This is a genomic window from Streptomyces sp. NPDC006487, assembly GCF_042870555.1.
Classification (GTDB): Bacteria; Actinomycetota; Actinomycetes; order Streptomycetales; family Streptomycetaceae; genus Streptomyces.
The window spans coordinates 118,700-140,872 of the sequence record NZ_JBIAHN010000007.1; the positions used below are offsets into that span (position 1 = coordinate 118,700).

General features: G+C 70.7%; 17 protein-coding genes. 14 read left to right on the top strand and 3 right to left on the bottom strand.

The features are described from left to right. Positions 1-255: 255 nt before the first annotated feature. Positions 256-1,206, bottom strand: a complete 951-nt coding sequence (locus ACFYM0_RS13665; RefSeq protein WP_388500449.1) for a hypothetical protein — start codon at positions 1,204-1,206, stop codon at positions 256-258. 127 nt (positions 1,207-1,333) lie between these two features. Here ACFYM0_RS13665 and ACFYM0_RS13670 point away from each other — a divergent pair, with 127 nt between their 5' ends. Further along, positions 1,334-3,955, top strand: a complete 2,622-nt coding sequence (locus ACFYM0_RS13670; protein WP_388500451.1) for a valine--tRNA ligase — start codon at positions 1,334-1,336, stop codon at positions 3,953-3,955. Between the two features lie 90 nt (positions 3,956-4,045). On the opposite strand, the gene ACFYM0_RS13675 is transcribed toward ACFYM0_RS13670, so the two are convergent. After that, a complete protein-coding gene (locus ACFYM0_RS13675; protein ID WP_388500454.1) occupies positions 4,046-4,663 on the bottom strand; it encodes a vitamin K epoxide reductase family protein in 618 nt (205 codons plus the stop codon). A 153-nt stretch (positions 4,664-4,816) separates the two neighbouring features. Between ACFYM0_RS13675 and ACFYM0_RS13680 the strand changes: the two genes are divergently transcribed. Continuing rightward, positions 4,817-5,968 (top strand): sensor histidine kinase, encoded by a 1,152-nt coding sequence (locus ACFYM0_RS13680; protein WP_388500456.1) that lies wholly within the window; start codon positions 4,817-4,819, stop codon positions 5,966-5,968. Positions 5,969-6,042: 74 nt separating this feature from the next. On the opposite strand, the gene ACFYM0_RS13685 is transcribed toward ACFYM0_RS13680, so the two are convergent. Further along, the gene (locus tag ACFYM0_RS13685; RefSeq protein WP_388500458.1) at positions 6,043-7,107 is read right to left on the bottom strand and encodes a rod shape-determining protein; all 1,065 of its coding nucleotides are present in this window, start codon (positions 7,105-7,107) and stop codon (positions 6,043-6,045) included. A 117-nt stretch (positions 7,108-7,224) separates the two neighbouring features. Between ACFYM0_RS13685 and ACFYM0_RS13690 the strand changes: the two genes are divergently transcribed. The 12 genes from ACFYM0_RS13690 (at position 7,225) to ACFYM0_RS13745 (ending at position 21,975) form a co-directional block, all read left to right on the top strand. Further along, a complete protein-coding gene (locus ACFYM0_RS13690; RefSeq protein ID WP_388500461.1) occupies positions 7,225-8,739 on the top strand; it encodes a bifunctional folylpolyglutamate synthase/dihydrofolate synthase in 1,515 nt (504 codons plus the stop codon). A gap of 3 nt (positions 8,740-8,742) precedes the next feature. Further along, the gene (locus ACFYM0_RS13695; protein WP_388500463.1) at positions 8,743-9,102 is read left to right on the top strand and encodes a DUF4233 domain-containing protein; all 360 of its coding nucleotides are present in this window, start codon (positions 8,743-8,745) and stop codon (positions 9,100-9,102) included. A gap of 105 nt (positions 9,103-9,207) precedes the next feature. Continuing rightward, positions 9,208-9,618, top strand: a complete 411-nt coding sequence (ndk, locus tag ACFYM0_RS13700; protein ID WP_388500466.1) for a nucleoside-diphosphate kinase — start codon at positions 9,208-9,210, stop codon at positions 9,616-9,618. Between the two features lie 296 nt (positions 9,619-9,914). Then, complete coding sequence (locus ACFYM0_RS13705; protein WP_069923827.1) at positions 9,915-10,934, top strand: rod shape-determining protein; 1,020 nt, start codon at positions 9,915-9,917, stop codon at positions 10,932-10,934. Between the two features lie 208 nt (positions 10,935-11,142). Next, entirely contained in the window at positions 11,143-12,090 is a 948-nt protein-coding gene (gene mreC, locus ACFYM0_RS13710) for a rod shape-determining protein MreC (protein WP_388500468.1), read from the top strand. A gap of 12 nt (positions 12,091-12,102) precedes the next feature. After that, a complete protein-coding gene (gene mreD, locus ACFYM0_RS13715; RefSeq protein ID WP_327252738.1) occupies positions 12,103-12,807 on the top strand; it encodes a rod shape-determining protein MreD in 705 nt (234 codons plus the stop codon). A gap of 13 nt (positions 12,808-12,820) precedes the next feature. Beyond that, positions 12,821-15,001, top strand: a complete 2,181-nt coding sequence (mrdA, locus tag ACFYM0_RS13720) for a penicillin-binding protein 2 (RefSeq protein ID WP_388500471.1) — start codon at positions 12,821-12,823, stop codon at positions 14,999-15,001. Between the two features lie 15 nt (positions 15,002-15,016). Then, positions 15,017-16,219, top strand: a complete 1,203-nt coding sequence (gene rodA, locus ACFYM0_RS13725; protein ID WP_388500474.1) for a rod shape-determining protein RodA — start codon at positions 15,017-15,019, stop codon at positions 16,217-16,219. Positions 16,220-16,327: 108 nt separating this feature from the next. Continuing rightward, on the top strand, positions 16,328-17,854 hold the full coding sequence (locus ACFYM0_RS13730) for a CHAD domain-containing protein (RefSeq protein ID WP_388500477.1): 1,527 nt from the start codon (positions 16,328-16,330) through the stop codon (positions 17,852-17,854). 73 nt (positions 17,855-17,927) lie between these two features. Beyond that, a complete protein-coding gene (locus ACFYM0_RS13735) occupies positions 17,928-19,853 on the top strand; it encodes a TIGR03960 family B12-binding radical SAM protein (protein WP_327252734.1) in 1,926 nt (641 codons plus the stop codon). Positions 19,854-19,967: 114 nt separating this feature from the next. Next, positions 19,968-21,053, top strand: a complete 1,086-nt coding sequence (locus ACFYM0_RS13740; protein WP_388500480.1) for a hypothetical protein — start codon at positions 19,968-19,970, stop codon at positions 21,051-21,053. Between the two features lie 130 nt (positions 21,054-21,183). Then, positions 21,184-21,975 (top strand): TIGR03936 family radical SAM-associated protein, encoded by a 792-nt coding sequence (locus ACFYM0_RS13745; protein WP_388500482.1) that lies wholly within the window; start codon positions 21,184-21,186, stop codon positions 21,973-21,975. Positions 21,976-22,173: the final 198 nt, after the last annotated feature.

A 22,173-nucleotide genomic window follows, 5' to 3' on the forward strand; every position in this document is an offset into this window, starting at 1 on the left:
CGACCAGGGTGACTGTCAGTATTACCTGCACACGCAGGGTTATAAAAACATAGGGCCGAAGATGCAGGCTGCCTGCAAGGCGGGTAGCGTCGACCTCATGGTCAATCCAGGACGCTGGGGTGTGTGCTACTACGGGCTGAGAGGCGTTGGGGTCTGGCAGGAGCATGCCGTCACGGCGTGCAACCGCGCGGCCTGGTAGCTGTCTTGCCGCGGCGGGCCTGCATGGAGACGAGTACCCATGCAGGCCGCTGACGATCAGGCCTTAGAGCGCGCCGTGTTGTAGAGCTTCGCGGTGTAGCCCGCGGTCTGTTCCAGGGTGAAGCTCGGGGTGCCTCCCATGACGGAGGCGAAGTCCGCCATGCTCACGACGGACAGGGTGCTGTAGTCACCCCAGATGCAGACCGGGATGGTGAAGGGCTTCGTGAGCGGGTTGCCCGCGGACTTCTTCGGAGTCATCTTGAGCTCCTGGCACTTCATCACCGCACCCTTGAACCCGGCCGGGCTCATCACCTTGGGGGAGCCGACGAGTTCCGCCTCCCCGTCGTCATCGCCCTTCATCGAATTGGCCTTGGCCATGGCGAAGTAGGCGTCCACTGCTTTCTCCGGGTCGGCGATCTCGCCGTACACGCCCTGGAAGTTGAGCGCCTTGGCGGCCAGCGGGTTCGTCGGGTCACCGGACTGGTAGGCCTCGGTGACCTGGGTCGGGTTCTTCACGCCGACCGCTTCGACTTCCTTGCGGTCCTTGTCGGAGAACTCTTCCTTCGAGCTCTTCGGGTTCTTCTTGTAGTCGTCCACCGCTGCCGGAGCCACAAGCTTGTAGCCCTTGGTGTCCGCGGAGATCGACGCCGAGGCGCCGCCGCCCTGCGTGAAGTACCAGCCGCCGCCGCCGATCACGGCCACCGCCAGGACCACCGCGATGATCACGCCGGCCTTCGACTTCTTCGGGGGCGTGCCGCCGCCGTACGGAGGCTGCTGCTGGTAGCCGCCGTACGGGGGCTGCTGCTGGGGGAAGCCGGGCTGCTGCTGCGGGTAGCCCTGCTGCGGGACTCCCTGGGGGGCCTGCTGCGGATAGCCGTAGCCGGGCTGCTGTCCGTAGGGGCCGGGCTGCTGGCCGCCGTACGGGTTCGGCTGCTGCGGCTGCTGTCCGTAGGGCCCCGGCTGCTGCGGCTGCTGGCCTCCGTACGGTCCCGGCTGGTTGTAGCTCATCCCGCGTCCCCCCATGAGGTTGTTTATGCGTCCCACACATCCTGGCGGAAGCCGGGGCGGCGAAAGGCCCCGGGCCCCCGGAAACCCGGTTTCATGACCGGACCGTTACGGCCCTAAACTGTGGCTCGTGACCGAGAACACGCAGACACCCAGCAGCCCCTACTCCGAACTGCCGACTTCGTACGCGCCGGCCGATGTAGAGGGGAAGCTCTACGAGCGCTGGGTAGAGCGTGGGTACTTCGAGGCGGACGAGAAGAGCGACAAGCCCCCCTTCGCCATCGTCATCCCGCCGCCGAACGTCACCGGAAGCCTCCACCTGGGGCACGCCTTCGAGCACACGCTGATCGACGCCATCACCCGCCGCAAGCGCATGCAGGGCTACGAGACCCTGTGGCAGCCCGGCATGGACCACGCGGGCATCGCCACCCAGAACGTCGTCGAGCGCGAGCTCGCCAAGGAGGGCAAGTCCCGCCACGACCTGGGCCGCGAGGCCTTCGTCGAGCGCGTCTGGCAGTGGAAGGGTGAGTCCGGCGGCCAGATCTCCGGCCAGATGCGCCGCCTCGGCGACGGCGTCGACTGGTCGCGCGAGCGGTTCACCATGGACGAGGGCCTGTCCGAGGCCGTCCAGACCATCTTCAAGAAGCTCTACGACGACGAGCTGATCTACCGGGCCGAGCGCATCATCAACTGGTGCCCCCGCTGCCTCACCGCGATCTCCGACATCGAGGTCGAGTACCAGGACGACGAGGGCGAGCTCGTCTCCATCCGGTACGGCGAGGGCGACGCCTCCATCGTCGTCGCGACGACCCGCGCCGAAACGATGCTGGGTGACACGGCGGTTGCCGTCCACCCCGACGACGAGCGCTACAAGCACCTCGTCGGCACCGAGATCGAGCTGCCGCTCACCGGCCGCCGCATCCCGGTCGTCGCCGACGAGCACGTCGACCCCGAGTTCGGCACCGGCGCCGTCAAGGTGACCCCGGCGCACGACCCCAACGACTTCGAGATCGGTCAGCGCCACGGCCTGCCCAACCTCGCCGTCATGGACGAGCACGCCGTCATCACCGTCCACGGCCCCTTCCAGGGCCTGGACCGCCTGGAGGCCCGCTCCGCCATCGTCGCCGCGCTGCGCGCCGAGGGTCGGATCGTCGCCGAGAAGCGCCCGTACACGCACTCCGTCGGCCACTGCTCGCGCTGCAAGACCACCATCGAGCCGCGCCTCTCGCTCCAGTGGTGGGTCAAGGTCGGCCCGCTCGCCAAGGCCGCCGGTGACGCGGTCCGCGACGGCCAGGTCAAGATCCACCCCCAGGAGATGGAGAAGCGCTACTTCGACTGGGTCGACAACCTCCACGACTGGTGCATCTCGCGCCAGCTCTGGTGGGGCCACCGCATCCCCGTCTGGTACGGCCCGAACGGCGAGATCGTCTGCGTCGGCCCCGACGAGCAGCCGCCGACCGGCGAGGGCTGGACCCAGGACACGGACGTCCTGGACACCTGGTTCTCCTCCGGCCTGTGGCCGTTCTCCACGCTCGGCTGGCCGCAGCAGACCGACAGCCTGGCGAAGTTCTACCCGAACGCCGTCCTGGTCACCGGCTACGACATCCTCTTCTTCTGGGTCGCCCGGATGATGATGTTCGGCCTGTACGCGATGGACGGCACCCCGCCGTTCCACACCATCGCCCTGCACGGCATGGTCCGCGACGAGCGCGGCAAGAAGATGTCGAAGTCCTTCGGCAACGCGGTCAACCCGCTGGACTGGATGGACAAGTACGGCTCCGACGCGGTCCGCTTCACCCTGGCGCGCGGCGCCAACCCGGGTGTCGACGTCCCGATCGGCGAGGACTGGGTCCAGGCCTCCAGCAAGTTCGCCAACAAGATCTGGAACGCCACCCGCTTCGCGATGATGAACGGCGCCACGATCGAGGGCGACCTGCCGTCGGTCGAGGAGATGTCGGCGACCGACCGCTGGATCCTGTCCCGGCTGAACGAGACGGTCGCGCAGGCCGACGCCTTCTACGAGGACTACCAGTTCTCGAAGCTCAGCGAGGCGCTCTACCACTTCGCGTGGGACGAGGTCTTCGACTGGTACGTCGAGCTGTCGAAGACGACCTTCTTCGCGGGCGGTGAGCCGGCCAAGGCCTCGGCACGGGTCCTCGGCGAGGTCCTCGACGTCATGCTGCGCCTGCTGCACCCGGTGGTCCCCTTCGTCACCGAGACCCTGTGGACCACGCTGACCGGCGGCGAGTCCCTGGTGATCGCCGAATGGCCCAAGGACAGCGGTTTCCGCGACGCGGCCGCCGAGGCCGAGATCGAGGGCATCCAGACCCTGGTCCGCGAGGTCCGCCGGTTCCGCAAGGAGCAGGGCCTCGACGACAAGCAGAAGGTCCCGGCCCGCCTGGACCTGTCCGCCACCACACTGGCCGCCCACGAGGCCGCCATCCGCCAGGTGCTGCGCCTCCAGCCGGAGGGCGATGCCTTCAGCGCCACCGCGACCCTGCCGGTCGCCGGAGCCACCGTCGCGCTCGACCTGTCGGGCACCATCGACATCCCGGCGGAGCGCAAGCGGCTGAGCAAGGACCTGGCCGCCGCCGAGAAGGAGAAGCAGCAGGCCGAGGCGAAGCTCGGGAACGAGGCGTTCATCGCAAAGGCCCCGGACAACGTCGTGGACAAGATCAAGGGCCGGCTGGCCAAGGCGGAAGGCGACATCGCCCGCCTGAAGGCCCAGCTGGAGGCCCTGCCCGAGGGCTGACGGCTCGGTCAAGGACACAAGCGAAGGCCCCCACGCCGTCGGTCGACGTGGGGGCCTTCGCGGTATCTGTTCCCCGCGAGGGGGCCGGTATCACAGCAGCTGTGCGCCGAACCTCGTCAGGATCAGCGCCGCGACCACCCCGTACGCGGCCAGTGGCACCACCCAGTGGGGGAGCGCCCGCAGCCGGGAGCCGGCCGGGGCCAGGTGGCGGGTGACGTACCAGAACAGCGGGATCATCACCGCCCAGACGACCATGCACCACGGGCACAGTGCCCCGATCACGTACAGGCACTGGATGATCAGCCACACCGTGAAGGCGAACCCGGCCGCGATCCCGGCCCACAGGCCGAGCCAGAGCCGGCGGGGGAGTACCGCCCCGGCGACCAGGGCCGTACCCAGCCCGGCGAGGGCCGCGAAGCCGGCGAGGCCGAGCAGCATGTTGGGGAAGCCGAGCAGGTTGCCCTGCCAGGTGGTCATCACGTCGCCGCAGCTGAGCACCGCGTTGACGTTGCAGCCCGGGGTGAAGAGCGGATCCTCCAGGGTGCGGATGCGGTCGTAGGTGAGGACACCGGAGGACACGGTGCCGACGAGGCCGCCGATCAGCAGGAGCAGGGCGGTGCCACGGGGCGTGGCCGTTCGCCGGCGGGCGGCTGTTCCCTTGTGGGCGGCTGCTCCCTTGTGGGTGGTCGTTCCCCGGTGGGTGGTCATTCTCCCGACGCTACGAGCCCGCGTGCGGCCCCGGATAGAGCGGAAGGGCTCCCGGGCGCAAGGACCTCCGGCCTGTCCGAAGTGCCCTAAATCACGCGTTCTCGGGTCCCGGCGGCCCGGATCCGGGGGTGCCGAGCACGGATGATGGAGGGCATGCACGTCACGCCCGCCCCCTCGGCGCCCCACCGGCTCCTGGCCCTCGGCCGCCGGCTCGCGCAGGGCTGGGCCGGGTCGCCGCGCGCGATGGACCTGTTCGCGGCCCTCATGTGCCTGGGCCTGATGGCGCTCGACCTGCCGGGCCTGGCGGCCGCCGACAACTCCCTGAGCGGACCCCGGGCGGCGGTCGTCCTGGCGCTCGGCTGCTCCACGCTGCTGGTGCGGCGCCGCCTGCCCTGGGTCTCGTACCTCGCCGCGCTGCTGTTCATCGGCTGGCTGCACGAGCTGACCCTGATCCAGTTCGCGCTGTACTCGGTGGGCCGCTTCCGCGGGCGCCGGGCCGGTGTCCTCGCCACCCTCGGCTACCTCGCCTTCGCGGTGTGCCTGTTCTGGTGCGTGCCGGGCTGGCCGATGGCCCGTGCCGAGACCCTCAGCTCCTTCCTCAGCCTCGTCGTGCCCATCGGGGTCCTCGCCTCGGCAGTCGGCATCGCCGCCTACCGTCACGACCTCGTGCGCGAGCTCGACACCCGGCGCGCCGAGTCCGCCGTCCTGCAGGCCGTCCAGCAGGAGCGGACCTCCGTCGCCCGCGACGTCCACGACTTCGTCGGGCGCGAGCTGACCCTGCTGACGGTCCGCTCCGAGGTGCTGTCGATGCGCTCGCGCGAGACGGCGTACGCGAAGGACTTCGAAGAGCTCGCCGACACCGCCCGCCGGGCCCACCTGGTGCTCAACGAGATCATCGTGCAGCGCGGGGAGCGGGCGGCCACCCCGGGCGTGGAAGGGCTGGAGGCGCTCGCGGAGGAGAGCGGGCGCGCGGGTTCGCCCGTACGGCTCGCCCTGGATCCGGACGTGCACGCCCTGTCGCCGCTGCGCCAGGCGGCGGTCTACCGGGTGGTGCAGGAATGCCTGACCAACGCCGCAAAGCACGCGCGCGGCGAGACGATCGAGGTGTCCATCGCGGCGGACGGGCCGCAGTTGCGGATCGCCGTCCGCAACGGGCTGGCGCAGCGCAATCCGACCCGGGCCCCCGTCTCGGCGGGCTCGGGCACGGCGAGCATGTGCGAGCGCGTGCGCAGCCTGGGCGGCACCCTGACGGCCACGCGCACGCGGGACGCGTACGAGGTCCTCGCGACCCTCCCGAAGGGCTGAGCCCACGGGCGCCCGCCGCGGCCGGGCCGTCTCTTTCGGATCGTCCCCGGCCCGCGAGATCCGACAGGGCCGACCTAGCCCCTCGCCGGTGCCAGCAGGCTGCCGAGGGTGTCCATGTCCTCCACGCAGCGGCCCGACCCCAGCGCCACGCAGTCCAGCGGGTCGTCCGCGACGAAGACCGGGATGCCCGTCGAGGAGGCCATCCGCAGGTCCAGTCCGGGCAGCAGCGCGCCGCCGCCGGTCAGGACGATGCCGTGTTCCATGACGTCGCCGGACAGTTCGGGCGGGCACTCCTCCAGGGTGGTGCGGACCGCCGCGATGATCGCCTCGACCGGCTCGTCGAGGGCGGCCCGGATGTCGCGCGCGTCGAGCCGGAGCGTCTGGGGCATGCCGCCGACCTTCTCCCGGCCCCGCACCGTGAAGGTGGCGCTCTCCAGCTCCGGCCGGTCCGGCACCGGCCACGCCGAGCCGATGGCGATCTTGACGTCCTCGGCGGTGCGGTCGCCGATGAGCAGGGAGTGCTCCTTGCGGACCCATTCGGTGATCGCCGCGTCCATCCGGTCGCCGGCGACCCGGAGCGACTGCGAGGTGACGATGCCGCCCAGCGAGATGACCGCGACCTCGGAGGTGCCGCCGCCGATGTCGACGACCATCGAGCCGCGCGGCTCGGAGACCGGGAGCCCGGCGCCGATCGCCGCGGCCATCGGCTCCTCGATCAGGTGCACGGCCTTGGCGCCGGCCCGGGTGGAGGCGTGGATGATGGCCCGCCGTTCCACCTGGGTGACCCCGGACGGTACGCAGACCACCATGCGGGTACGGACCCGCCGTCCGGGGACGGCCTTGCGGACGAAGTGCCGGATCATCTCCTCGGCGGCCTCGTAGTCGCAGATCACGCCGTCCTTGAGGGGGCGGATCGCGGTGATGGATCCCGGGGTGCGGCCGATGGTCTCCTTGGCCTCGGTCCCCACGGCCAGCGCGGTGGTGGTGCCCGCCCTGACGGCCACCACGGACGGCTCATTGAGGACGATGCCGTGCCCCCGTGCGTAGACGAGGGTGTTGGCGGTTCCCAGGTCTATCCCTATGTCGCGGCTGGAAGCCGTCTTGTCGGGCCCTGGCTTTTCAGTGCGCGCCTGCGGCATTTGTTCCCCAATCTCCTGCCGCAAGGCTTGCATAACGATCCGGTCGCACTCGAAGCCGAAGGTCCCGATACGACCGGGCCGAAAGTCCCCCCGGTCCTCGTCCGTAGACTGGGTCCCGTGAGTGAGCAGCAGCCCGAGAGCCACGATGACAGCTTCGACGCCTTCGACAAGATCGTGGCGGAAGAGTCCGACCGCGACCCCGACCTGGCGGTGATCGAGGCGGGCAGCCGCACCCTGCGCACGCAGGCCGGTCCGCCCCAGGGCGACCCGGTACCCGAAGAGCCCGCCGACCCCGAGGTGGCCAAGGCGCTGCGGGAGGTGGAGCAGGAACTGGCCGGCCGCTGGGGCGAGACCAAGCTGGAGCCGTCCGTCACGCGCATCTCCGCGCTGATGGACGTCCTGGGCGAGCCGCAGCGCGCGTACCCCTCCATCCACGTCACCGGAACCAACGGCAAGACGAGCACCTCGCGCATGATCGAGGCCCTGCTGAACGCCTTCGAGCTGCGCACCGGCCGCTACACCAGCCCGCACGTGCAGTCGATCACCGAGCGGATCAGCCTGGACGGCGCCCCGATCACCGCCGAGCGGTTCGTCGAGGCCTACGAGGACATCAAGCCCTACGTGGACATGGTGGACGCGGCCGAGGAGATCCGGCTGTCGTTCTTCGAGGTCCTCACCGGGATGGCCTACGCGGCCTTCGCGGACGCGCCCGTGGACGCGGCCGTGGTCGAGGTGGGCATGGGCGGCACCTGGGACGCCACCAACGTCATCGACGGTGCGGTCGCCGTGGTCACCCCGATCAGCCTGGACCACACGGACCGGCTCGGCTCCACCACCGGCGAGATCGCGCAGGAGAAGGGCGGCATCATCAAGCAGGGCGCCACCGTGATCCTGGCGCAGCAGCCGGTGGACGCGGCGCAGGTGCTGCTGAAGAAGGCCGTGGAGGTCGACGCGACCGTGGCCCGCGCGGGCATGGAGTTCGGCGTCGTCACCCGCGAGGTCGCGGTGGGCGGGCAGCAGCTGACGCTGCGCGGACTGGGCGGCGAGTACGACGGCATCTTCCTGCCGCTGTACGGCGCCCACATGGCGCACAACGCGGCGGTGGCCCTGGCGGCGGTCGAGGCCTTCTTCGGGATCGGCGCCGACCACGCGCGGGCCCTGGACGTGGAGACCGTACGGAAGGCCTTCGCCTCGGTGACCTCGCCCGGCCGCATGGAGGTCGTGCGGCGCAGCCCGACGGTGGTCCTGGACGCGGCGCACAACCCGGCCGGCGCGCAGGTCACGGCGGAGGCGGTGACCGAGGCCTTCGGCTTCAGCCGGCTGGTCGGGGTCGTGGGCGCGAGCGAGGGCAAGGACGCGCGCGGGATCCTCGAGGCCTTCGAGCCGATCTTCGCCGAGGTCGTGATCACGGAGAACACCAGCCACCGGGCGAGCTCCGCCGACGAACTGGCGGCCATCGCGGTCGAGGTCTTCGGCGCCGAGCGCGTGCAGGTGGAGCCGCGGCTGGACGACGCCCTGGAGGCGGCGATCACCCTGGCGGAGGAAGAGGCGGAATACGGAGGGGCCGGGGTCCTGGTGACCGGGTCCGTGATCACGGTGGGCGAGGCCCGCCTGCTGCTGAAGAGGGGCTGAGGGATGCGCACGCTGTGTGCTTCGACGCTGATCGGCGAGTTCTTCGTGATCGGCTTCGCCGGGCTGGTGGCGATGAAGGGGGACCTGAGCCAGGCCACGGTCTGGACGGTCTGCGGGATCGCGATGCTGGTGTCGGTGCTGCTGTGCGGGATGCTCTCGCGCCCCGGGGCCGTCCAGATCGGCTGGGCCCTGCAGATCGGGCTCGTGCTGAGCGGCCTGGTCGTGCCGATGATGTTCATCCTGGGCGCGGTGTTCGCCGGTCTGTGGTGGTGCTCCATCCACTACGGCCGCCGCATCGACCAGATCAAGGCCCGCTGGGCCGCCCAGGCGGAGTCCCAGGCCGCCGCCCCCACCGAGGCGTAGTCCGCCGGGCGGCCGCGGCGCGGCCCGGGAAGGCCCCGTACGACGGGGGCCCGGGCCCCTGTAGCCTCGTCGGACCGCACCCGTTTGCCGCAAGGAGTTACCCACATGACCCAGCGCACGCTCGTCCTCCTCAAGCCCGACGCCGTCCGTCGAGGCCTGATCGGCGAGATCGTCGGCCGCATCGAGCGGAAGGCCGGCTGGACCATTCCCGCGCTGGAGCTGCGCACGCTGGACCAGGAGACCCTGGAAGCGCACTACGGCGAGCACAAGGGCAAGCCCTTCTACGAGCCCCTCATGGGCTTCATGGCCGGCGGGCCGGTCGTGGCCCTGGTCGTCGAAGGGGAGCGCGTGATCGAGGGTGTCCGCCAGTTGGCCGGACCCACTGACCCGATTGCCGCCGCGCCCGGCTCCATCCGGGGTGACTTCGGTACCGTCACCCGGGAGAACCTGATCCACGCCTCGGACTCCGAGGAGTCCGCGGAGCGGGAGCTGAAGCTGTTCTTCCCGGCGCTGTGATCACTCTTTTCTGACGCAACATCAGCCGAATAGCGCTCATGACCTGGGGCGACCGAAGTAATTTCGGTCGCCCTCCGGTATTACCGGGCACATTCGGGAACGCATGGACAGGACACGACGTCACCACTAAGGGGGCGGGTATCCGTTCCGGCGGGCTTGCCGGAGTCCCGTCGCGCGGTGGCCGTACTTGCGGCACTACGATGGGGCCTCCACCCACACACCCACCTCGCCGACCTGACAGCAGCCGCTATCAACTGGAAGGCCAGACGCTCCTCATGGGGAACAAGGGGAACAACATGTCGTTCATCGGCCGTGACATGGCGATCGACCTCGGGACCGCCAACACGCTGGTGTACGTGAGGGGCCGGGGAATCGTCCTGAACGAGCCGTCCGTGGTCGCCATCAACACGAACACCGGTGGCATCCTGGCGGTCGGCTCCGAAGCCAAGAAGATGATCGGGCGCACGCCCGGCAACATCGTCGCCGTGCGGCCCCTCAAGGACGGCGTCATCGCCGACTTCGAGATCACCGAGCGGATGCTCCGGTACTTCATCCTCAAGATCCACAAGCGCCGTTACCTGGCCCGCCCGCGCGTCGTGGTCTGCGTCCCCTCCGGCATCACGGGAGTGGAGCGCCGCGCCGTCATCGAGGCGTCCACGCAGGCCGGTGCCCGTCAGGTGCACATCATCGAAGAGCCGATGGCCGCCGCCATCGGAGCGGGCCTGCCCGTCCACGAGGCCACCGGCAACATGGTCGTGGACATCGGCGGCGGCACCACCGAGGTGGCCGTCATCTCCCTCGGCGGAATCGTCACGGCACAGTCCATCCGGGTGGCCGGCGACGAGCTCGACAACGCGATCATCCAGCACATCAAGAAGGAGTACTCGCTCCTCCTCGGTGAGCGCACCGCCGAGCAGATCAAGATCACCATCGGGTCGGCCTACGACCTCGACAAGGACGAGCACACCGAGATCCGCGGCCGCGACCTGGTCTCGGGCCTGCCCAAGACCGTCGTGATCTCGGCCGCCGAGGTCCGCAAGGCGATCGAGGAGCCGGTCAACGCCATCGTCGACGCCGTCAAGACCACCCTCGACAAGTGCCCGCCGGAGCTCTCCGGCGACATCATGGACCGCGGCATCGTCCTGACCGGAGGCGGCGCCCTGCTCCGCGGCCTCGACGAGCGGCTGCGCCGCGAGACGGGCATGCCGATCCACATCGCCGAGGACCCGCTCGACTCCGTCGCGCTCGGATCCGGCAAGTGCGTGGAGGAGTTCGAGGCGCTCCAGCAGGTGCTGGACGCCCAGCCGAGGCGCTGATCCGGCCCGCCGCGCGGCGGTGGAACACAAATGATCCGCCGTACGGGTGCTACCGGGCCCGTGCGGCGGATCGTTGATATACAGGCAAGGTCCGGTGCGAGCCCCGGCTCCACCGGAGCGGCTTCGCCGCACTGCCCGGTGCGAGCCCCGGCTCCGCCGGAGCGGCTTCGCCGCACAGGTATCTATGAGGAAGGCACGGCCGCCGCACGTGAGGGACACACGAGAGAGCCGGCTGCTCCTGGTGCTTCTGATCGCCATCGCGTTCGCTTTGATCACGGTGGACATCAGGACGGGTGAGGAGTCTCCGGTCGACGGTGCCCGACAGGCCGCCGCAGCGGTCTTCGGACCGGTCGAGAAGGGCGTGGCGAAGGGGGTCGACCCGGTCGCCAACGCCATAGGGGCGGTACGGGACTCCGGCGAGCGGCACAACCGCATCGCGACGCTGGAGCGCGAGAACGCGGCGCTCAAGGCCAAGCTCGGCAGCGACGACCAGACCCGCAGCCGGATCCGCGAGCTCGACGAGATGCTCAAGCGGGCGGGCGCGGGCCAGTACGGCATCAAGGGCGCCGAGGTCATCGCCATAGGAGCGGCCCAGGGCTTCTCCTGGACCGTCACCATCGACGCGGGCAGCAAGGACGGCATCGAGCGCGACATGACCGTCCTCAACGGGGACGGCCTCGTCGGCCGCGTCGCCACCGTCGGCCCCGACACCGCCACCGTGGTCCTCGCCAACGACCCCGACTTCACCGTCGGCACGCGCCTGGAGAAGACCGGCGAACTCGGCTTCGCCACCGGCCAGGGCGACCGGGAGCTCTCCGTGCAGATGCTCAACGGCAAGGCCAAGATCAACACCGGCGACCGGCTCGTCACCTTCGGCTCGCGCGGCAACAAGCCCTTCGTGCCCGGCGTCCCGATCGGCGAGGTGATCAAGGTCGACCCCTCGCGCGGCGACCTGACCCGCACCGTCTGGGTCCGCCCCTTCGTCGGCTTCTCCCGCCTGGACATCGTCGGCGTCGTGGTCATGCCCCCGCGCCAGGACCCGCGCGACGCCGTCCTGCCGCCCAAGCCCGAGGCGCCCAAGCCCACCCCGACGGTCACCGTCACGGTCACCCCGTCGCCCGGCGCGTCCGCGTCCGGCAAGCCGGCCGAGGACTAGGAGCCGATCATCATGCGTTTCAACCGGATCCTGCTCTCGGGCACGCTCGTCGTCGTCGCCCTGGTCGTCCAGGTCTCCATCCTGGGCCGCCTCCAACTCCCCGGAGCCGTCCCCGACCTGGTCCTGCTCACGGTCGTCGCCCTCGCCCTGGTGTACGGGTGCGTCAGCGGCGCCCTCATCGGCTTCGCCGCCGGACTCCTCACCGACCTGGCCCCGCCCGCCGACCACGCCGCCGGCCGCTACGCGCTCGTGCTGTGCCTCATCGGCTACGTCGCCGGCCTGGTCCGCCCCGACACCGGGCGGTTCCGCTCCGCCTGGGGCCCGATGCTCACCGTCGTCGGTGCCGCCTTCGCCTCCACCCTGCTCTACGCGAGCGTCGGGGCCCTGGTCGGCGACACCGCCGCCCGCCACGTGGGGCTGACCGGACTGCTGTTCACCGCGGTCCTCTACGACCTGCTGCTCGCCCCCTTCACCGTGCCGTTCATCATGGCCCTGGCCCGCCGCGCGGAGAACGACCCGATGGCCGTCGAGGCCAACGGCGGCCCGCCCGCGGGCAAGGACATCGCGTCCGGCTGGCTGGCCGGCGGCACCGGGCTGCGGATCGGCAGCCAGCGCGGCGGCCTGCGGATGAAGACGGCCCGCAGCCGTGCCAACCGGGCCGGCCGGATAAAGGGCGTCAAGGGAATCAAGGGTGTGAAGAGCGTCAAGAAGCTGTGAGGGAGGAGTCCACGTGACCAACATTCCGGAGACCGGCCGTACCTCCCGGGTGCAGATCCGGCTCGTGATCATCCAGATTCTCGTCTGCTCGATGTTCCTCACCCTCGGCGGCCGGCTCTGGTACCTCCAGATCCGCAACGGCGCCGAGTACTACCACGAGGCGAAGAGCAACCACGTCCAGCGGGTCGTCCAGCCCGCCGTGCGCGGGACGATCCTCGACGCCAGGGGCGTCGCCCTCGCCGACAACGAGACCCGCCTGGTCGTCTCCACCAGCCGCACCGCGCTGATGAAGATGAAGGACCGCGGCCGGGGCGTCATGACCCGCCTCGCCGGCGTCCTGGACATGACCCCCAAGGCGGTCATGGAGAAGGTCCGCCTCTGTGACTCGCAGACCCCGGCGCCCTGCTGGAACGGCTCCCCGTACCAGCCGATCCCGATCACCCTCGACGCCACCACGCAGCAGGCGCTGCAGCTGCGCGAACGCCCCGAGGAGTTCCCGGGTATCACCGCCGCGCCCGTGGCCGTCCGCCGCTACCCGGCCCCCGGCGGGGCCCGTACCGCGCAGGTGCTCGGCTACCTCTCGCCGGTCACCGACGAGGAGATCCAGAAGGCCAAGGACACCGACTCGCCGCACCTGCGCTCCGACCAGGTCGGCCGCTCCGGGATCGAGCGCACCTACGACAAGTACCTGCGCGGCAAGGCGATGGTCACCTCCTACGAGGTCGACAACCTGGGCCGGGTCATGCACCAGACCGAATCCGACGCGGGCGTGCCCGGCTCCACCCTCGTCACCAGCATCGACGCCCGGGTCCAGTCCGTCGCCGAGTACGAGCTCCAGCAGGCGATGAAGACGGTCCGCAACGAGACCGACAACATCACCAACCGCAAGTACGAGGCGGACTCGGGCGCCGTCGTCGTCATGGAGGCCAAGACCGGCCGGGTCGTCGCGATGGCCTCCCAGCCCGACTACGACCCCAACGCCTGGGTCGGCGGCATCGCCGCAAAGGACTACGCCTCCCTCACCAGCGAGGGCTCCAACTATCCGCTGCTCAACCGGGCCATCCAGGGCCAGGCCCCCGCGGGCTCCATCTTCAAGGTGGTGTCGGCGAGCGCGGCCGTCCGGGCCGGATACGCCTTCGACGACAAGTACAACTGCAGCGCCTCCTACAGCATGGGCAACCGGAGCTTCGCGAACTTCGAGTCCAAGGGCCACGGCCCCATCACCCTCGGCGAGGCCCTCAAGTTCTCCTGCAACACCGTCTTCTACGCCCTCGGGCACAAGGAGTGGCAGCGCGACGGAGGCCTCAAGCCCAAGAAGGACGCCCACGACTGGTTCTACCGGACCGCCCGCGAGTTCGGCCTCGGCTCCGAGACCGGGATCGACCTGCCGAACGAGGTCAAGGGCCGCATCCCCGACCGCAGGTGGAAGCAGAGCTTCTGGGCGGCCAACAAGGACGCCTGGTGCAAGCAGGGCAAGAAGGGCGGCACCTACGTCGAGCTGGTCGCCTACGAGAGCTGCCTCGAAGGCAACCAGCTCAAGGCCTACGACAGCATCAACTTCGCCATCGGCCAGGGCGACGTCCTCGTCACCCCCATCCAGATGGCCACCGCCTACGCCGCCATCAGCAACGGCGGCACCCTCTTCGACCCGACCGTCGGTAAGGCCGTGATCAGCGCCGACGGCAAGCACGTCGAGTGGATCAAGCCCAAGCCCCATGGCCGGCTGCCGATCGACGCCAAGACCGTCAAGGACCTCGACAAGGGCCTGCGCATGGTCGTCGAGCCCGGCGGCACCGCGGCCTGGCGCTTCGGCGGCTGGCCGATGGACAAGATCCCGATGCACGCCAAGACCGGCACCGCCCAGGTCTACGGCAAGCAGACCACCTCGTGGCTGGCGACCTACACCAGCGACTTCGTCATCGTCATGACCATCTCCCAGGGCGGCACCGGCTCCGGCGCCGCCGGCCCCGCGGTCCGCAACCTGTACAACGCCATCTACGGCCTCGACATGGAGGGCAACCAGGACCCGAAGAAGGCGCTCCTGCTGGGACCGGAGAAGAAGCTGCCCAAGATCCGCCCCGACGGCGGCATCGATTCCCCCGAGATCCGGCCGTACGTACCCCCGTCCCCGGAAGAACCGGCGCCGCCCGCGCTTGCCGGCCCGCCCGCCCAGCGCCCCGCGCAGCACGACTGAGTACCGAGGACCGACATGCAGACCGCCAACAAATTCTCCGTGGCCCGGTACGCGCCGGAGCAGCGGGGAGCGATGGCCAAACTCACCGCGCGCGACTCCGTGGTGCGCCGGCTCGACTGGCCGATACTCCTCTCGGCGCTCGCCCTCTCCCTCATCGGCGCCCTGCTGGTGTGGTCGGCGACCCGCAACCGGACCTCGCTGAACAACGGGGACCCGTACTACTTCCTCTTCCGGCACGCCATGAACACCGGCATCGGCCTCGTGCTGATGATCGGCACCATCTGGCTCGGCCACCGCACCCTGCGCGGCGCCGTACCGATCCTCTACGGGCTCTCCGTCGTCCTGATCCTGGCCGTGCTCACCCCGCTCGGCGCCACCATCAACGGCGCCCACGCCTGGATCGTGGTCGGCGGCGGCTTCTCGCTGCAGCCCTCCGAGTTCGTCAAGATCACGATCATCCTGGTCATGGCGATGCTGCTGGCCACCCGGGTGGACGCGGGAGACCTCGCCCACCCCGACCACCGCACCGTCGTCAAGGCGCTCTGCCTGGCCGCCTTCCCCATGGGCATCATCATGCTGATGCCCGACCTCGGCTCCGTCATGGTCATGGTCGTCATCGTGCTCGGCGTCCTGCTGGCCTCCGGTGCCTCCAACCGCTGGGTCCTGGGCCTGCTCGGCTCGGGCGCCGGCGGGGCCATCCTGATCTGGCAGCTCGGCGTCCTCGACGAGTACCAGATCAACCGCTTCGCGGCCTTCGCCAACCCCGAGCTCGACCCGGCCGGCGTCGGCTACAACACCAACCAGGCGCGCATCGCCATCGGCTCCGGCGGCCTGACCGGCTCCGGGCTCTTCAAGGGCTCGCAGACCACCGGCCAGTTCGTGCCGGAGCAGCAGACCGACTTCGTCTTCACGGTGGCGGGGGAGGAGCTCGGCTTCGTCGGGGCCGGGCTGATCCTGGTGCTGCTCGGGGTCATCCTGTGGCGCGCCTGCATGATCGCCCGCGAGACGACCGAGCTGTACGGCACGATCGTGTGCGCCGGAATCATCGCCTGGTTCGCCTTCCAGTCCTTCGAGAACATCGGCATGACCCTCGGGATCATGCCCGTGGCCGGTCTCCCGCTGCCGTTCGTGTCCTACGGAGGATCCTCGATGTTCGCCGTGTGGGTGGCCATCGGGCTGCTCCAGTCGATCAGGGTGCAGCGGCCGATGTCGGCTTGACGCGGTGTCGGCCCGGGGGCGGCCTGATCCGTCGGTTCCCGGGCCGGTTTTCCGCCGCACCCGCCGTTTCCCTTCCCGCCGTCTTCCGTTCAGGACTACGTTCGATCCATGGCGGACACGAAGCGCGAGATCGAGCGCAAATTCGAGTTCAGGACCACCAAGGCCGGACGGCGCGGGGTACCCGACCTGACGGGCACGGCCGCCATCGCGGCCGTCACCGACCAGGGCACGGCCGAGCTCGACGCCGTCTACTACGACACCCCCGACCAGCGCCTCGCCGCGGACGGGCTCACCCTGCGCCGCCGCACCGGCGGCAAGGACGCCGGCTGGCACCTCAAACTGCCCGTCGCCCCCGGCGTGCGCGACGAGATCACCGCCCCCCTCGGCGACACCGTCCCGGACGCGCTGAGCGCACTGCTGCGCTCCCGCGTCCGCGACACCCCGCTGGAACCGCAGGTCAGGCTCCAGTCCTCGCGCAAGCTCAGCCACCTCCTCGACGCCGACGGAGCCCTCCTCGCGGAGCTGTCCACCGACGCCGTGCGGGCTGAGCGCGCCGACGCCAGCGCAGCCTGGACCGAAGTGGAGGTCGAGCTCGCCGACGGCGCCGACCCGGCGTTGCTCGACGCCGTGGAGAAGACCTTCCGCAAGGCCGGACTCCGGGTCAGCGACGCCCCGTCCAAGCTCGCCCGGGCGCTGACCGAGACCGGCGGGGAACCCCCGGCCCGGGCGACCGGCCCCGACATCGGCCCCGCCGAGGACACGGTGGGCGCGCACGTGCTCGCGTACCTGCGCGAACAGCGCGACACCCTCATCACCCAGGACCCCGCCGTCCGCCGGGGCCTGCCCGACTCCGTCCACCAGATGCGGGTCGCCACCCGGCGCCTGCGCAGCGCCTTCAAGACCTACCGCCGGGTCCTGGACCCCGCCGAGACCGGCCCGATCGGCGAGGAGCTCCGCTGGCTCGCCGCCGAGCTCGGCGTGGACCGCGACCAGGAAGTCCTGCTGGAGCGGATCCAGACCCGGCTCGACGAACTCCCGCGCACCCTGGTGCTGGGCCCGGTCCGCGGCCGCCTCAAGATCTGGAACGTCGCACGCCGCACCGGTTCGCGCCGCGCGGCGCTGGCCGCGCTCGACAGCCGGCGCCACCTCGCCCTGCTCGACGCCCTCGACGCCCTGCTGGCCGACCCGCCCCTGCTGAAGGCCGCGGCCCGGCCCGCCCGGTCGGCCCTGCCCGCAGCGGTCCTCGGGGACTACGAACGCCTCGCCGGCCGGATCGGGGGCGCCCTGTCCATGGACCCGGGCCAAGACCGCGACGTGGCCCTGCACGAGGCCCGCAAGGCCGCGAAGCGCGCCCGGTACGCGGCCGAGGCGGCGGCCCCGGCCCTCGGCAAACCCGCACGCAAACTGGCCAAGGCGGTGAAGGCCGTCCAGAGTCTGCTCGGCGACCACCAGGACGGGGTCGTCGCCAGGGAAGCCCTGCGCGGGCTGGCGATCCAGGCGGCGGGCGCCGGGGAATCCGCCTTCACCTGGGGCGTGCTCTACGCCCGCGAGGAGGCCCTGGCCGAGCGCCGCGAGCGGGAGCTGCCACAGGTGTGGGCGGCGACCGAGGGGCCGGCGGCGGCGGTGCGCGGCTGATCTTGCGGGCGGGGGTGCTCCGGGCCCCGGGGTACGCTTGAGAGTCGCCCCCTGCCCGCTTCACGAAAGTCGCGTGATGACCGAGTCGGTCTTCCCTCAGCTTGAGGCCCTGCTTCCGCACGTCCAGAAGCCGATCCAGTACGTCGGCGGTGAGCTCAACTCCACGGTCAAGCCGTGGGAGAGCGCCGACGTCCGCTGGGCGCTGATGTACCCGGACGCGTACGAGGTCGGGCTCCCCAACCAGGGCGTCATGATTCTTTACGAGGTGCTCAACGAGCGCGAGGGCGTGCTCGCGGAGCGCACGTACAGCGTGTGGCCGGACCTCGAAGAGCTGATGCGCGAGCACAAGGTGCCCCAGTTCACCGTCGATTCCCACCGTCCGGTCGGGGCCTTCGACGTCTTCGGGCTCTCCTTCTCCACCGAGCTCGGCTACACCAACATGCTGACGGCGCTGGACCTCGCGGGCATCCCGCTGGAGGCGAAGAACCGTACGGTCGACCACCCCATCGTGCTCGCGGGCGGCCACGCGGCCTTCAACCCCGAGCCGATCGCGGAGTTCATCGACTGCGCGATCATCGGCGACGGCGAGCAGGCCGTCCTCGACATGACCGAGATCATCCGCGCGTGGAAGGCCGAGGGCCGCCCGGGCGGGCGCGAGGAGGTCCTCCTGCGCCTCGCGAAGACCGGCGGCGTCTACGTGCCGGGCTTCTACGACGTGGAGTACCTGCCCGACGGCCGCATCGGCCGCGTCGTCCCGAACCGCTCCGGCGTGCCGTGGCGCGTGTCCAAGCACACCGTCATGGACCTCGACGAGTGGCCCTACCCCAAGCAGCCCCTGGTCCCGCTCGCCGAGACCGTCCACGAGCGGATGTCCGTGGAGATCTTCCGCGGCTGCACCCGCGGCTGCCGCTTCTGCCAGGCCGGCATGATCACGCGCCCCGTACGGGAGCGAAGCATCACCGGCATCGGCGAAATGGTGGAGCGCGGCCTCAAGGCCACGGGCTTCGAAGAGGTGGGTCTCCTCTCCCTCTCCTCCGCGGACCACACCGAGATCGCGGACATCGCCAAGGGCCTGGCCGACCGCTACACGGACGACAAGGTGGGCCTGTCCCTCCCGTCGACCCGCGTGGACGCCTTCAACGTGGACCTGGCCAACGAGCTGACCCGCAACGGCCGCCGCTCCGGCCTGACCTTCGCCCCCGAGGGCGGCTCCGAGCGCATGCGCAAGGTCATCAACAAGATGGTCTCGGAAGAGGACCTGATCCGTACGGTCGCGACGGCCTACGGCAACGGCTGGCGCCAGGTCAAGCTGTACTTCATGGTCGGCCTGCCCACCGAGACCGACGAGGACGTGCTCCAGATCGGCGACATGGCGGTCAACGTCATCGCCAAGGGCCGCGAGGTCTCCGGGCAGAACGACATCCGCTGCACCGTCTCGATCGGCGGCTTCGTCCCCAAGCCGCACACCCCCTTCCAGTGGGCCCCGCAGCTGTCGGCCGAGGAGACGGACGCCCGCCTCGGCAAGCTCCGCGACAAGCTCCGCGGCGACAAGAAGTACGGCCGCTCCATCGGCTTCCGCTACCACGACGGCAAGCCCGGCATCGTCGAGGGCCTGCTGTCCCGCGGCGACCGCCGCATCGGCGACGTCATCCGCGCCGTGTACGAGTCGGGCGGCCGCTTCGACGGCTGGCGCGAGCACTTCAGTTACGACCGCTGGATGCAGGCGGCGGAGAAGACCCTCCCCGCCTACGGCGTCGACGTGGCCTGGTACACGACCCGCGAGCGCACCTACGAGGAGGTCCTCCCCTGGGACCACCTCGACTCCGGCCTGGACAAGGACTGGCTCTGGGAGGACTGGCAGGACGCCCTCGACGAAACCGAGGTCGAGGACTGCCGCTGGACCCCGTGCTTCGACTGCGGCGTGTGTCCTCAGCTCGACACCAGCATCCAGATCGGCCCGACGGGCAAGAAGCTGCTTCCGCTGTCGGTCGTGAAGTGACCTGCGGCTGAGGCCGCCCCGTCCATGCCCCCCACCGGGAACGGTGGGGGGCATGTTCATGCCCGGCTTCAGGCCCGGCGCAACGGTCCCGGGCCATGGTGTGTCCTTAGCGGTATGGAACTGGAGAAGGCGCTGCCGGCGCCGCAGGGCGACGGCTGCCTGGTGGGGGTCGTACGGATTCCCGTGAAGATCGTGGCGGTGCTGGTCGTGCTGCCCCTGCGGGTGGTCTGGGATCTGCTCGTCGCCTTCGCGCGGATGCTGAACCGGAGCGTCCTGGGGCCGCTGGGGCAGGGGTTGCGCTGGTTCCACGAGCGGGTCGTGCTGCCGGTGCTGCGGGGGACCGGGTGGCTGATCGGGGCCCTGTTCAAGCTGGTCTTCTACTGGCCCTGGGCGGCTCTCTGGCGGTACGCCGTGTTCCCGGTGGGGCAGGCCGCGTACAGGCATCTGCTGCGGCCGGCCGGTGTGGGGATCCGGCGGTACCTGCTGGTCCCGCTCTGGGAGTACGGGGTGCTGCCCGCCGGCCGGGGCATCGCCCGGCTGCTGTCGGGAGCCGTCCGGTACCTGCTCGTACTGCCGGGCGGCGCGCTGTACCGGTACGTCCTCGCCCCCGCCGGGCACGGACTGCGGTGGCTGGCCCGGGGGTTCGCGGCCGGTGTGGCCTGGCTGGCCAGGGCCCTGTTCGTCTGGCCGTGGGTCGCGCTGTGGCGGTATCTCGTACGGCCCGTGGTGGTGGGGGCCTGGCGGTACCTGCTGGCGCCGGTCGGCCGGGGGCTGTGGTCGTACCTGCTCGTGCCGCTCTGGCAGCTGCTCGCCGGGGCCTGGCACCTCGCCGGGCGGGTGAGCCGTGCGCTCGGGCGCGGGCTCGTGTGGCTGTGGCGGTGGGCCGTCGTGCGGCCCGCCGGATGGCTGCGCCGGCACGCGGTCACCCCGGTCGGAAACGCCCTGCGCGCGGGGTGGGCCGTCGGCCGCCGGGGCGCCCGGTCGGTGCACCGGCAGGCGATCGCTCCCGTCGGCCACACCCTGCGCGCACTGTGGCAGACCTCCCGCATCGCGGTGCGCGAGGTGCGGGACGACATGCGGAAGGTGCTGTTCGGGGGGCCGGCCCGGGAACCGGGAAGGTCACGGGCGCGTACTCTGGGTAGTAACACAGCCGTAGGCGACGCGCCCGGCCCCGATGTCTCCCTGAACAAGCAGGGATGAACCCGGCGGCCATCGGGCGCCGCCCGCAGGCCCCACAGACCTCAGGGCGACGCGCGAGCCGCGGAGCCCCGCACAAGGAGATGAACCACTGGGCAAGCGACAGCCCGAAGGCCCGCCTCCCGCACCGGTAGTGCAGCGCATCCGTCTGCGCTACACCAAGCGCGGCCGCCTCCGGTTCACCAGCCACCGGGACTTCCAGCGCGCCTTCGAGCGGGCCCTGCGCCGCTCCGAGGTGCCCATGGCGTACTCGGCGGGCTTCACCCCGCACCCGCGCGTCTCGTACGCGAACGCCGCCCCGACCGGGACCGGCAGCGAGGCCGAGTACCTGGAGATCGCCCTCGCCGAGCCCCGCGATCCCGCGGTCCTGCGCGAGCTGCTCGACGAGTCGATGCCCGTCGGCCTCGACATCATCGACGCCGTCGAGGCGCACACCTCCGGTCTGGCCGAGCGGCTGACGGCCTCCGTGTGGGAGCTGCGCCTGGACGGTGTGGAGCCCGGGGACGTCCAGAAGGCCGTCGAGGCCTTCCTCGCGGCCGAGGCCGTGGAGGTCCAGCGCCGCACCAAGAACGGCATGCGGACCTTCGACACGCGCGGCGCCGTGGTCAGTCTGGAAGTGGTTCCGGTTACGGCCACCGCAGAGGCTGATAGGCCCCTGGACAATGCTTGTGCGATACTGCGCCTGGTTGTTCGGCATCTGACACCTGCCGTCCGACCCGACGACGTCCTGTCCGGTCTCCGAGCTGTGGCCGACCTAACGCCGCCGGTCCCCGCTGCGGTGACCAGGCTGGCGCAGGGGCTCTTCGACGAGGAGTCCGGCACGGTGACCGACCCGCTCGCGCCCGACCGCGAGGCTGTCACGACCGCCCCACCCACGGCGGCCGTAACCGCCGACGCGAAGGCGCCGGAAGGTCCCGCCGCGTAGGGATCGTCGTCGTCGCGCAGCCCTGGGACTCGGGAGCCACCTGGGTCGGGCCGCGCACGGACAGACCTGAAGACTTGAAGACTTCCGCCAGGCCGTACGACTACCCGTACGGAACCGGCGGCCATTGAACTGAGCTCCCGTGTGGCGAACGCGCCCCGGAGGCCGGCTCCGCGCTCATTACGCGGAGCCGTGCCGGAC